At 60.4% G+C, this 11,863-nt stretch carries 17 protein-coding genes and 1 pseudogene; 6 read left to right on the forward strand and 12 right to left on the reverse strand.

Annotated elements, in window-relative coordinates; genetic code table 11:
- Window positions 1-86 precede the first annotated feature (86 nt).
- A complete protein-coding gene (locus NKK47_RS33840) occupies window positions 87-329 on the reverse strand; it encodes a hypothetical protein (RefSeq protein ID WP_352579775.1) in 243 nt (80 codons plus the stop codon).
- Window positions 330-1,023: 694 nt separating this feature from the next.
- Entirely contained in the window at window positions 1,024-1,371 is a 348-nt protein-coding gene (locus tag NKK47_RS35305; RefSeq protein WP_502905096.1) for a transposase, read from the reverse strand.
- On the opposite strand from NKK47_RS35305, the gene NKK47_RS33850 reads away from it, so the two are divergent.
- Window positions 1,364-2,737 carry an IS30 family transposase gene (locus tag NKK47_RS33850; protein WP_502905097.1) on the forward strand — a complete coding sequence of 458 codons (1,374 nt, stop codon included), beginning with the start codon at window positions 1,364-1,366 and terminating at the stop codon, window positions 2,735-2,737. The genes NKK47_RS35305 and NKK47_RS33850 overlap by 8 nt on opposite strands.
- Before the next feature lie 13 nt (window positions 2,738-2,750).
- Window positions 2,751-3,071, forward strand: coding sequence for an integrase core domain-containing protein (locus NKK47_RS33855; RefSeq protein ID WP_352579778.1), 321 nt, complete (start codon window positions 2,751-2,753; stop codon window positions 3,069-3,071).
- An 818-nt stretch (window positions 3,072-3,889) separates the two neighbouring features.
- On the opposite strand, the gene NKK47_RS33860 is transcribed toward NKK47_RS33855, so the two are convergent.
- The 3 genes and pseudogenes from NKK47_RS33860 to NKK47_RS33875 form a co-directional block, all read right to left on the reverse strand.
- Complete coding sequence (locus NKK47_RS33860) at window positions 3,890-4,351, reverse strand: phasin (protein WP_352579779.1); 462 nt, start codon at window positions 4,349-4,351, stop codon at window positions 3,890-3,892.
- 103 nt (window positions 4,352-4,454) lie between these two features.
- Window positions 4,455-4,717: pseudogene (locus NKK47_RS35310) on the reverse strand (IS630 family transposase); the annotation flags it as partial.
- A gap of 420 nt (window positions 4,718-5,137) precedes the next feature.
- Window positions 5,138-5,371, reverse strand: coding sequence for a hypothetical protein (locus NKK47_RS33875; RefSeq protein ID WP_352579780.1), 234 nt, complete (start codon window positions 5,369-5,371; stop codon window positions 5,138-5,140).
- Window positions 5,372-5,668: 297 nt separating this feature from the next.
- Here NKK47_RS33875 and NKK47_RS33880 point away from each other — a divergent pair, with 297 nt between their 5' ends.
- Window positions 5,669-5,938, forward strand: coding sequence for a hypothetical protein (locus NKK47_RS33880; RefSeq protein WP_352456135.1), 270 nt, complete (start codon window positions 5,669-5,671; stop codon window positions 5,936-5,938).
- Between the two features lie 413 nt (window positions 5,939-6,351).
- Here the strand turns inward: NKK47_RS33880 and NKK47_RS33885 are convergent, their stop codons facing one another.
- Entirely contained in the window at window positions 6,352-6,654 is a 303-nt protein-coding gene (locus tag NKK47_RS33885; protein ID WP_352456136.1) for a hypothetical protein, read from the reverse strand.
- A 175-nt stretch (window positions 6,655-6,829) separates the two neighbouring features.
- Between NKK47_RS33885 and NKK47_RS33890 the strand changes: the two genes are divergently transcribed.
- On the forward strand, window positions 6,830-7,183 hold the full coding sequence (locus tag NKK47_RS33890; protein ID WP_352456137.1) for a hypothetical protein: 354 nt from the start codon (window positions 6,830-6,832) through the stop codon (window positions 7,181-7,183).
- 401 nt (window positions 7,184-7,584) lie between these two features.
- Here NKK47_RS33890 and NKK47_RS33895 read toward each other — a convergent pair whose 3' ends face one another.
- The 3 genes from NKK47_RS33895 to NKK47_RS33905 form a co-directional block, all read right to left on the reverse strand.
- The gene (locus NKK47_RS33895) at window positions 7,585-8,400 is read right to left on the reverse strand and encodes a helix-turn-helix domain-containing protein (protein ID WP_352579781.1); all 816 of its coding nucleotides are present in this window, start codon (window positions 8,398-8,400) and stop codon (window positions 7,585-7,587) included.
- Window positions 8,401-8,467: 67 nt separating this feature from the next.
- Entirely contained in the window at window positions 8,468-9,343 is an 876-nt protein-coding gene (locus NKK47_RS33900; RefSeq protein ID WP_352579782.1) for an NAD(P)-dependent oxidoreductase, read from the reverse strand.
- A 79-nt stretch (window positions 9,344-9,422) separates the two neighbouring features.
- Window positions 9,423-9,743 (reverse strand): putative quinol monooxygenase, encoded by a 321-nt coding sequence (locus NKK47_RS33905; RefSeq protein WP_352456140.1) that lies wholly within the window; start codon window positions 9,741-9,743, stop codon window positions 9,423-9,425.
- Between the two features lie 513 nt (window positions 9,744-10,256).
- Here NKK47_RS33905 and NKK47_RS35315 point away from each other — a divergent pair.
- Window positions 10,257-10,628, forward strand: coding sequence for a DUF6074 family protein (locus NKK47_RS35315; protein WP_502905098.1), 372 nt, complete (start codon window positions 10,257-10,259; stop codon window positions 10,626-10,628).
- A gap of 131 nt (window positions 10,629-10,759) precedes the next feature.
- Window positions 10,760-10,945, forward strand: coding sequence for a hypothetical protein (locus NKK47_RS33915; RefSeq protein ID WP_352579783.1), 186 nt, complete (start codon window positions 10,760-10,762; stop codon window positions 10,943-10,945).
- A 30-nt stretch (window positions 10,946-10,975) separates the two neighbouring features.
- On the opposite strand, the gene NKK47_RS33920 is transcribed toward NKK47_RS33915, so the two are convergent.
- The 3 genes from NKK47_RS33920 to NKK47_RS33930 form a co-directional block, all read right to left on the reverse strand.
- Complete coding sequence (locus NKK47_RS33920; protein ID WP_352456142.1) at window positions 10,976-11,203, reverse strand: hypothetical protein; 228 nt, start codon at window positions 11,201-11,203, stop codon at window positions 10,976-10,978.
- Between the two features lie 86 nt (window positions 11,204-11,289).
- Window positions 11,290-11,529 carry a DUF982 domain-containing protein gene (locus tag NKK47_RS33925; RefSeq protein ID WP_352456143.1) on the reverse strand — a complete coding sequence of 80 codons (240 nt, stop codon included), beginning with the start codon at window positions 11,527-11,529 and terminating at the stop codon, window positions 11,290-11,292.
- 8 nt (window positions 11,530-11,537) lie between these two features.
- Entirely contained in the window at window positions 11,538-11,783 is a 246-nt protein-coding gene (locus NKK47_RS33930; protein WP_352456144.1) for a DUF982 domain-containing protein, read from the reverse strand.
- Window positions 11,784-11,863: the final 80 nt, after the last annotated feature.

An 11,863-nucleotide genomic window follows, 5' to 3' on the forward strand; every position in this document is an offset into this window, starting at 1 on the left:
GCAAACCTACAAATGCACGGCGTTCAGATCATTGCTGCACCCTCGCCACGGGGCGCCAGTGCCGCGCGAGCGGCTTCGTCCTCGGATCATTCCTTCGCCTCCAGCAGGATTCGGTACTCGGGCGGCGCCTTCAGCAAGGAGTCGATAGCGCCATAAATTGCCGCTTGCTGGCCCACGGCTGAACAGGCGAAGTCGGATCCAAACCGGACATTCGCCAAGGGCAAGCCGAATGACCAACCTTGGCACCCGGGCTTGCGACTGTCGGCATGCCCCTCAGGCGAACGCTCGCGATGTTCGCCGCCAATCGAGAAGACTCCATCAATCTGCATCACCTAACCAGGTGGATGGAAATTTCAGCGTCTTGCCCCAAAGTCTCCAGAAGTGTTCTGGCTGCCCGCAGGTCGGCTGTGTCGACGTCTTCCGCAAACCAGGAATGGACCGGTACGAGGACACCGAGCGCGTCAGAATGACGTCCTCGGTCAGCATACAGACGGGCAAGGCTTGTGGCGGCGCGAAGCTCCCACGACCTGGCCTTCTGGGCCTGCGCGATTTCGACCGCTCTGCGAAATTCATTCTCCGACTCTTCGATTTCCCCGCTTCGCAGGAGCAACTCGCCGCGCAGGCGATTAAGTTCAGCTTCGCAGAGTCTCTCGCCGCTTTCCCCCGCTGTGCGGAGTGCCCCTGACAGTACCTCCAACGCCTCTTTGAGCTCGCCGGCTGATGCGAGCGCTTCTGCGAAATGCCCGAAACGGGCCGTCTGAAGGATTCGCGGGTTGATCTTGTCCGGCCGGCAATCCCGCTGCGCATGAGGTCGAGGCCGTCGCGTTGCCCATACGTCGAAATAGAGCCAGACCGCGGTAGAAGCGTCCCCATGATATGTAAGACCGCAGGTCGTGCTCCACGCAGAAGTTGAGGGCCTCTTCCACGTCGGCGCCTCCCTCGGGTCGCCCTTCCGGGAAGAAGCTGTCAAACGGCTTGCAAAACTGACCCCCGATTGGAGTGCGCCCCTCGGACCGGACAGGGTCAAGCCGCAGTTTTGACCATCTGCCGGGCGTGTTGGTCCTCGAACGTTTGCGGGCTGAGATAGCCGAGCGCTGAGTGCAATCGGCGGGTGTTGTAAACCTCATCAATGAAGCGGGGAAGGTCCTCAGCGACGTCGGCGAAGGTTTCGTAGGCCATCGGATAGACGGCTTCGACCTTCATCGTCTTCATGAAGCTTCCCGCTTTCGCATTATCGTAGGGATTGCCGCGCCGGCCCATCGATCCAATAAGATCGTGCTCGGCGAGAACGTTGCGGTAGAGGAGTGCGGCATATTGGGCGGATTCAAGCGGTCGTCGCAACACTCTGAAGTTGGAGGTTGCGATGAGCATTCGAAAGCGGCGATCGGCACGGTCGGGACGAGCGCCATTACCTTCACCAGGGCGGCCGCCTGTGGCGGGGCGCGATGGACAGATTGGATACTGGAGGGCGATCGCCGCGGGGCTGAGCGGCGAAGATGCTGCGCTCGAAGCCGGAGTGTCGCAGCCTGTAGGAACCAGATGGTTCCGAAAGGCGGGCGGTATGCCACCAGCGATGTTCAGATCTTCGGCGAAGCCGCTCTCCGGGCGGTACCTGTCCTTGGTGGAGCGCGAGGAGATCGCACTTCTCAGGGTGCAGGGCCATTCCATGCAGGATATTGGGCGCCGGCTCGGTCGGTCCGCCTCGACAATCTCCCGTGAACTGCGGCGCAACGCGGCCACCCGCAGCGGCGGGTTGGAATATCGCGCGACGACTGCCCAGTGGCATGCGGATCGATCGGCCCGTCGTCCCAAGCCGACCAAGCTTGCGTTCAACGCAAGCTTGCGCACTTATGTGGAGGAGAGACTTGCTGGCGTTGTCGTGTCCCCGAGCGGCGCTCCCGTTCATGGTCCCACCGTTCCGTGGAAGGGCCGCCGACATGGCCCGCGAAAGGATCGGCGATGGGCCAGGGCCTGGAGTCCGGAGCAGATTGCCCGACGCTTGCCGATCGACTTCCCGGACGACAAGACGATGCGCATCAGCCACGAAGCCCTCTATCAGGCCCTCTTCGTTCAGGGCCGCGGAGTGCTGCGCCGGGAGCTGACGGCCTGCTTGCGAACAGGACGTGTATTACGGGTCCCCAGGGCGCGCGTACGTAGGCGAGGCAAGGGCTTTGTCTCACCGGAGATCATGATCAGTCAGCGTCCCGCCGAAGCGGCCGATCGCGCGGTGCCGGGTCACTGGGAGGGAGACCTCATCCTTGGTCTTGGCAGCTCGGCTATCGGCACGCTGGTCGAGCGCACGACGCGCTTCACGATGCTACTGCATCTTCCCCGGCTCGCAGGGCATGGCGAAGCTCCGCGCATGAAGAACGGGCCTGCGCTCGCGGGACATGGAGCTGAGGCCGTGCGTGACGCGATTACGCGCACCATCATCACCTTGCCCGAAGAGCTACGCCGTTCGCTGACCTGGGATCAGGGAGCCGAAATGGCCCAGCACGATCGTCTCACGATCGATGCGGGTGTCCAGGTCTACTTCTGCGATCCGCAAAGCCCCTGGCAGCGCGGCACCAACGAGAACACCAATGGGCTGCTGCGTCAGTACTTCCCGAAAGGCACCGACCTGAGCATCCATAGCGCCGACGAGATCGCCGCCGTGGCAGCGGCCCTCAATGCCCGGCCGAGAAAGACCCTGGGTTGGAAAACACCGGCAGAGGCGCTTGACGAGTTGCTGCCATGAGTGAACACAATCGGTGTTGCGACGACCGCTTGAATCCGCCCAATACGCTGCGCAGATTTACCGCGAAGCGCTGGAAACAAACGGCCTGACGGGCTCGATGGGCCGCAGAGGCAATCCTTACGACAACGCCAAGGCGGAGAGCTTCATGAAGACGCTGAAGGTCGAGGCGGTCTACCCGATGGCCTTCGAAACCTTCGACGACGTCATTGATCACCTTCCCCGCTTCATCGAGGAGGTCTACAACAAACGCAGGCTCCATTCGGCGCTCGGATATCTGAGCCCGCAGCAGTTCGAGGATCAACACATCCGGCAGACTGGCAAATCAGCAGCCTGATATCTGTCCACCTTCAGGGGCGCACTCCATTTCGCTGCTCCACTGCATGAAATTTTGGTACCAGCCAGACACCGTTTCCTAAGCAACCTGCAGTGCGCCCAGGAAGAAAACGAAACAGATAGCTTGCCAAACCCCTCGTCACCTTTCGGGTCGTTGCTCTGGTAAACGCAAACCTGTCGATTGAACGTGGTCCTCTAACGGACCCGGTCGTCGCGGTCGCGTTCCCTTCTTTATAGTTCGTCGCGCTCCAACTCCTCGAGGCGAGGGATATGCTGTTGCGCCGGATCGGTCCGCGTCGTTTCGCTGCCGCGTTGTGCGGCCTCCTTGTCGCTGTCTAACTTACCCTGCAGCCGATTTGTAGCATCTACGGTCGACCCAGTTCGTGAGCCTGCTCGGACGGTTCGTCCGGCCGGCGCTCGGCCTCCTCGGGGCGACGATCTCGCTGCTGTTCGGTCACGGCATCGACATTTGCAGGGGTTTTGCCCTGCACTTCTGCCGGCCCCTCTCGGGTCTGCTCTGCCGCCTCGATAGCGCGCTTAAGCTCCGGATCGTTCTCGGCTATCTCGCATATAGGTGTTGCCCTGGACGGCAAGCTCCGCCGCGCGAGCCAGTCCGCGCTCAAAGTCAGCTCGGAATAGCCTTGGAGCAAATTATCGATGCCATCAGAGACATGAACGCGTCGCTAGACGACCAGCGATCAAAAACCGCGGCCCGCCTTCCAAAGCTGACGTAAGAGACACATAGCCGGTCAGCCCAAAAGAAAAAGGCGGCTGGAGAAGGGCGTCGTTTTGCGGGTATCCCCGATCGCCTAGACTCAATCAGGCGACCTTGAGATCCTTCATCGCCTTTTCAAAGACATCCTTGATTGGCTTGGATATATCTTCGGCAGCCTTGGTCGTCACGGCCTGAAATTCCTTGGCCTGCTCTACGGTCAGTTCGACCTGCTTGCGCAAGAAGGCAGCCTGCAGCTCGAGGAACTCGGAGGGCGCCCTCACGGCAACCAGGGCTTCGAGGTGCGAGAAGCCGGCTTCGGCATTGGCGCGCAGAGCAGCAATTGTCTTCAGCGACAGCTCGTTGCCGACGGTCTTGGAGGTTTCGAGGCTCGACTGCAGCGCCTTCTGGGTCGTCTCGGTGCCTGAGGCAAATTTCGCATAGGCTTCTTTCGACTGCTCGAGGCCCTTTTCGGCGACAGCGCGGAACTGGTCGGTAGCCATCGACGGGTCGATGTTCGGGAATGCGGTATTTTCAACGGTGTCAGCGGTCTTGGCCATAGTTTCCATCCTTTCCGGGTGGACGGCCTTTCACAAAAGCCGTCTCGTTCATTTGCGAAACTGACGTTACGGCATTTGTAGTGCATTGCAATATTTTTGTGCGACGCACCATCCTCTTTATCCCAGCGTTAACCCGCTGAATTTTTCGCCTGCCGAGGCATGATCCATGACGACAATGTCGCCGGGCTTGAGGGTGGGACGAGAACTTTGTCGTCATAGATTTTTGAACCTCTCGCCGTTGATCGGTCCGTCGATGAGCGATGGTGCACCGACACGGTCGTGGCGCAGCGCCGCCAGGAAGGCACGATTCCAATGGTCGTTCGGCGCCTTGGCTTTTATCCTCTCGCCTCGCGGTGCCCATGCGGGATCTGGTGTGCGCCTGCTCAGCGGCGGTCGATACACTGGTCATGCATCGTCAGCAGGTTGGCGGATTCATGCTCAAACATGGTCGTCGATTCCCAGGAAACCTGGACGATTCGCTATCTGCGCTGAGTTCAGGAGCAACGGTTTTGAATATCCAGCGCAGCAGCTTGCCCAGATCGAGCATAACCGCAAGACGGGCCACCTCGCGCCGCCCAGCGTAATCAGCCAGTGCGTTCATCACGTCAGGATCAAGATGCGATCACCGAGCGAAAGGTGCAAATGTCGCTCCGCTGACGCTTCAAAGCCAAGCCCGCGCGCCTCACCGATAAGGGCTTTAGCGATCGCGTTGGCGGCATCGTCGCGGGCCTTCCGAACGTCGAATAGGCCCGCTCGCGGCGCTGGCACTCGATCTCGGCGCCGGTTTCCCTTGTCTCACCGCCCTGTCAACGCCTTGCAAATGAGCGAAACCAAGCTGTCGCGCGCTCGCTCGTGGAGTGCGCCTTTCGGCCGCCATGCAAGGAAATCATCAACGCTCATCCAATCAACCGGGTTTGTGTCGGCGTCTGGCTGGCTGAATTCCACGTACAGATGCAGTTCATCCGGCACGAAGACGACCCTCGACGATCCTTTGATGTGATTGGCAAGGTTGTAGGCGAGGACGGTCATGGCGGGGCACTCCTTTCGCCGTGGAGCGTGCCTATCTCACGGGAAAATTCCATCACCAGAAGCAGTATTGACGCTCGCGCTTTCTCAGAAATCCAACGTCCGCGTGATGCCGAAAGGTGCAGCTAGCTTTTTGTGTATCTCGATTGGGAACACGGGACCGCCGCGAACGTTCGGTGCACGCAGCGAATCCTCCCCCTCCAGGTATTGCTGCAGATCGGTATCCCGATCGGCCCGCGCTCCCCGCAAGGGCGCGGGCCTCGGCCTGTGGTGCTCATGCCATCTACTTCGATCCGCAAGATGGAATATGATCTGGATAGAAGGACCCTCTCGGTGTGGTTCGTCGCCAGCGGCAAGCGGTACGAATTTGAGGGGGTACCGCCGGAAACCTTGCCGCGTTCCGGGCCGCGTTCGCCAAGGGCCGCTATTTCAACGACCACATCCGCAACAATTTCCGCTACCGTCTGGTTGCGAGCGATAGCGACCCGGGATGACCTGACCTGCCGGCGGCTCAATCGTCCTGTCGCTCCAACCGGCGGTTGGTGGACGCGTTGCCGCTGTTGCGCTTAGGGTTGGTTACGGTCCGCGCTCACTTGGCAAGCCCAACCCCCCGCATCCCCCCGCCTGGTGCAAAGCGTTTGATCGGTCCCGCCGTTCTGGCAGTGCGGCGGGACTTTTTTGCGGTCCAGGGAGCATCGGCGCGCGGGGAAGGCGCGGTGCACGCAGCACCCTTTTCTCATCCAACGTACGTCGGTGGCGCGCTGAAGGGTCTCAACGTCGGTCTGCCGCCGGAGCTCAACTAGCTGGACTATTGCTCGACCGGAAGCGGCTGGTGCTGCGGCTCAGCGTGGTGGAAGACCTGTCCAAGATCGCGCGCGTCGAACGTTTGGCCGCAGACTGGGCAGTAGACCAAGTGCTTCGACTCGTCCTCTACCGGCCCGTCATGCGGCCTGCCCTCATAGCCTGTCGCGATGTTGTCGGTTCTAATCCGGGGCAACGACAAGTGCCTTTCGTCGTTTTGGCGGCCGATATTTCTCCATTAGCCGGACCTTGTCACGGTCGACCGTGACCAGCGGCCCGAGGTCGATCGTCACGGTGTCCTCGTCGATGCGCGTGACCTCGCCTTTCAGGTCGATTTGCTGGCCTCGGTTCACCTTGGTGTGGTCGATGATGGAATGTGGGAAGTCGTAACCTGGGATAGAGACGCTTACGCGGTCCTCTGTTATCCGCCTTCGAACCGTGGCAGTAATCGCCACCTGGTCACCAATGCCTATTCCCCGAGCCATGCCATGGATTCTGGTGCGGGCAGTGTCTTCTTCAAGAGATTCTAATATACGCCGGCCATCCTAAGGCTGACCTACGACCAGAGTTACAAAAGTTGAACTTCATCGGGGAACACTCCTTCTGTCTGCCTGTTCAATTTGCCGGGCGCATCCCGCGCATTCAGACAGGAGAAAGCAGATGAAACGCATCCTTTTGGCTTCGGCCGTGCTGGCGGTGTCGGCCGGGCTTTCCTTTGCCCAGACGACCAGCGGAACTTCGAGCGGAACCTCAACGAGCGGAACCTCGACCACGACAACCATGCCCAGTACGACGGATCAGGGCACCGGCACGACGAGCAGCGGGACCAACATGTCCGGCGATCAGGGCACCGACACGACCACCACCAGCGGCACCACAAATCCGAACTCGGCCAGAGACTGCGCGCCCGGCCAGCAGACTGGCAGCGCTCAGCAGGCGGCGCCAGGTCAGCAGGACACGACAGCCAACACCGCCGCGCCAGGCCAGGTGAAAAAGACCGACGAAGGTTGCTGATTGGCACATCGGCACAGGTTGGAATCACCAGCGTGTGGCTGGCCAGTCTCCCCCGACCACCGCCTGAACTCAACTCGGCTGGCGAGCAAGTTGCCGCCAGCCGAGCATCAGTCCAGGAACCTTTGCGCTTGCTTGTGCTTTCAGTGGGGCACGCCTGGCTACTGTTTGCTTTCGGTCAGATAGATATCCGTCTGCTCGCGCATCTTGCCTGAAGGGAGCTGCGGCCGCGCTCAGAGGAGAGGCTAACAGGTGATTTCGATCGACGCGCTGTATTGCCGATAGTGCTAGAGCGATTCGAACCCTACATCGGACAACGTCTTCGGGGTTGATCGTTGCGGCCGGCTTTGCAGTGGTTCCGGAGGAACGGAGCTTCCGCCGCGTTGCCCGGCGGGCTCAACCCACTACTGACTTCTGCGAGCCAAAGCCGGCGATCTCAACTCGTAGAAGTGAGCGGACCGTCTCGCCAGCTCGCAAAATTCCGTTGGTGTCAGACCTGTAAAACGGCGGAACTCATGAACGGCCTGCGATTGATCAAAGTAGGCCTCATCGACAAGCTGCGTAAATTTCTCGTTCGGATCTTGCAATATCGCTTTGATAGTTCGTCTCAACCGCGCAAGTTGGCGAAAGCGGACCGGCGAATTTGCCGTTGCTCTCCTGAAACGGTTCTCAAGCTGTCTCTCGCTCAGTCCCACAAGATCGCAGATTTTGGAGATCGATGATGTTCCCGTCTCGAGAAGTCGGAAGGCGGCATCGAGGGTACGCCGCTCTGCTCGGGGATTGAGACGTTGCTGTAGAAAATGGTTCAGCAGGTGGACCCGCGTGCTGTCAAGCGCTGTGGTTACGATTTGCTCCGTCATACGCGTTGCCTCTTGTCCCCAGATCACCTCGAGTGGAACAATTCTGTCTGCAAGTTCGGAAACAGGTACTCCCAGCAGATGTTCTGCCATGCCCGCCCGAATACGGACAGCAAGAAAGCGAAATCCCGGCACGGCCTTTGGGTGAATGGGCTGGCTACGGCAGCACAAAACATAGGCCCGCGGCGGCTGTTTCCCGTTAAGCAGAAAGCCTCGTGCAACGTGAAAGAATATCTCAGCTCCGCCTGGGCTTGGCCAGAACGGCATAAATTCGATGTTTTCGCCAGGATTGGTCTCACGTGACCAGTAGCGATCAACCACGTGACCTATCGATTCGATCGGTCGATAGGATATACTCAGCATCCAAGCCTCTCAAAATCCATGACTTATCTGTTACGCCACTTCTGCAGTCGCCCATCGCATACATAGATTATCTTGGCTCAGTGTACAGGCGCACGATGCTGGTTATGTTGTCATCGCCCATGCCGCGATCAATCCCGTGCTGGAAGACCTCGCGGGCCGCAATAGTCAGAGGCATATGCTGTGAGCAGTCCGCGCCCGCCATAGCGATTGCATATGCAAGGTCTTTGTCCATGAGTTCTACTGGAAACAAGGGTGCGAACGTGCCCGCGCGCATGGAGGCTGCCATCGTTTTCGCCGCTGGGCTGCTAGCGGGCGTCGTGCCAATAATCTCGACGGCTCGATCGACATCGGCGCCCAGCCGCTGCAGCAGGCCAATGAGTTCGGCCATTGCGCCAACCTGGATAGCGAGAAGAGAGTTGACGGAGAGCTTCACCATGGCGCCTGCCCCGACCGGCCCAGCGTGATGTACTGCCGTCCCCATGGCTTTGAGCAGCGGTTCTGTTCGCGCAAGGACGTCCTTCTCGCCGCCGACGATATAGATCAGCTGGGCCGCCTCCGCTTGTGGGCGCCCGCCTGCCACCGGTGCCTCAAGGAAGGCGACGCCCCGAGCCGATGCCGCTTTGGCGAGCTCGCCGATCCAAACCGGCGTCAGTGTCGAGCTCTCGATCGCCACCGCGCCCGCCTTGAGCCCAGCAAGTGCCCCCGTGTCCTCGTCGAGCCATATTTTCCGTGATGCAATGCCGTCTCGAACCATGGCGATCACGAAATCTGCTTCTGCCGCGGCCTCTCGCGGCGTGCCGGCGAGACGTGCTCCTGTGGAAATGAGCGAATGCGCCGCCTCCTTTGACCGGTTCCACACCGTCAAGCGGTGCCCTGCCTTGAGCAGATTGGTTGCCATGCGCGACCCCATCGCTCCAAGTCCTAGAACTGCCACTTCAGCCATCGGAAATCCTTTCCGTCCGTCGTAGGTTGTATGAAGAGCCAATCCAGTTGTGTGGTCGACAGCTAAATGGCGAACACGCTTAGATCGCGTGGCTGTCGGCTGGCACAGCTATGTATTCGGCAAAAACCACGAACGCGGCTGCCGCAGGCGGCTCTCTAAGTAGATCATTGAACACGGATAGCGCATTGCGCACATGGGGAGAGGCCATATGAGACTCCCAAGCCGCATGATCGCGGTATTGTTCCACGACATAAAAATGCGTGGTGTCGGACGTGCTCTGAGCGGCGTGATACGACACCGCGCCCGACTCAGCGGATGTCTGCCGCGTGAGATCGATGAGGATGTCACGGACTTGATCGACGGTCTCGGCCCGAGCGAGAAGATTCGCGATGAACATCATTAGCAGACCCTTGTTGATGCTGGAATGCTAGCTCGGCGAAGCTGCGTCGCATTGTAGAAATGCGAAATGGCAGCGAAATCACGCGTGGCTCCGGACGCGTCAGCAACATTGTAGATCCACCGGCCTGCTGCGGCTCGGGATCAGCACCGACGCTGCACGTGCCAAACAACAGGAGGAAGGCCGGAAGCTGAGCCAGACTCTCTTTAACGGGTTCGCCGTTGACGGGATCCTCTACAATTCGCGGCTGACCGGAGCGGAATGCGTGGCGGTCTACGACCGCGCCGTTGAGGGCAGGCTCAAGGCCCGACGGGCCACGGCGCTCATGCGGAACTCGTGCCGGCGCTAAGGCAGCTGAACGTCCGGGTTATCCGTGGCGACATTGCGTAAGGGGCCGTCGGGCTATCTCTAGGTTGCCCCCTGCCCGACGCTAGGTCCCACCCATCGCACAGTACCGATGGTCATGTAGACCGCGGCCCCACGACTTGCCCCAGTTACTTGAAGGTAGTCCGCGAGTTGGCTGGCTGCTGCCACGGCTTCGATGGAAGAGGTCGGAGCCCGCAACGGGGAGGGGTTCGTTGCCTACAGCAGGGCAGCGGATACGGGCCTCTTCAATCAGGGCTGGAAGGACAGTGCCGATGCGATCTTCCATACCGACGGCACTGTTCCCAAGGGACCGATCGCCTTAAGTCGAGGTGCAAGGGTCTTCGCAGCATACCAACCGCGCTGAACGCTCGCACCTACCAAGCCGGACAGCGCTACTGGTCGCCGCATGTTGCACAGGAGCGGAAGAAGCTCGAACGCCGAGGCTTTACCCCAAGCCAGATCGACGCCGAGATCAGCCGCTATGCGACGGCGATCAGCCGCATCCTTCACTCTCAAAAGTAATATGGCTCAACACCGGATAGTGCCGCATGAGCGAGGGAGCGAGCATGTCCGTCCGCGAAGCGGAACGGAATGGGGGTGTGGGGCCTCAGGCCCCGCGTCTTCCTTCTGTTGGCGCTAACGCCGCCCGCGCGATGGCATTTCGTTCCGCCGTCGCTTGGATCGACCAGTCGCTCGCGCATGTCGCCGAGGCAGTGGAGCGCATGCCCGATGACAGGTTCCTCGCCGAGCACCAGGCCGCGCACGATGAGCCGCGCTCGCCGTCTGTCGACCTGGTTGCCGCCGTGCTTGAGCGCGAGTGGTGGCGCCGGGTGGCCTGAAGGTCGCGACGAATGAAACGCCGGCCCAGTTCAATCCGCGCGACGTCCTTCAAAGCTGGGGGGATCGATCTTCACCAAGCGGTCTGCGGCCTCGACCGCAGTTCGTATCCTGCTGCACAGCGCGAGATTTTCGGCCAGCATTTCTTCAGTGCGTTGAAGCGCGAGCTCGGTCCGGTGGATGCGCTGCCTGGCATTAGCAACTTCCGATGCCAAAAGATCGGCCGCCATCCCGTGGCCGTGGGGTTCCATATTGTCCATGGGTTTCTAATACATGGGGGGCGATATCGTTCCCTGATGTCGGGCGAAACGGCGGGCCGCAGAAAAGCGCGATGGGCACCGGCCTGCTACTCACGGAGCACCCCCTCCTCCTTGGCAGCAGCCTCGAAAGCCTGACGGACCTCTTCCGGAGTCACACGGTCCTGAAGGGCGTCGGCGCACAGTTGCACAGCCTTCCTCCACTTAGGTCCCATCTTGGTCCACTTCATGAGTTCCTCGGCGGCACCCTCGACGTTGTTGCACCCGTAGGTGACCCCAGGTCGGTCGGTCTTAACGTACACCGGAGGGGAGAACCAATGGGTTACCACGACACCTCCTACTCAGGGGAGAGATACACGTTGGCCTCCTTAGCGGCAGCCTCAAAGGCCTTTCGTATTATGTGGGGGTCAATCGAATCGCCCTCCAAGGCTGACAGGCAGAGGGTCACCGCCTTATGCCAGCGAGGCCCTCGGCGGGTCCACATTTTGAGGTGCTCAAGGGCTTCCTTCGCATTGTTGCAGCCATGCCTGACACCGCTTTCAGTCTTCACGAACACCGGAGGGACGAACCAATGGGTTGCCATGATACCTCCTACTCAGGGGAGAGATACACGTTGGCCTCCTTGGCAGCCGCCTCAAAGGCTTCACGCACCTCTTGGGGGGA

This window comes from Mesorhizobium sp. M0019 (assembly GCF_040323975.1).
Lineage (GTDB): Bacteria > Pseudomonadota > Alphaproteobacteria > Rhizobiales > Rhizobiaceae > Mesorhizobium.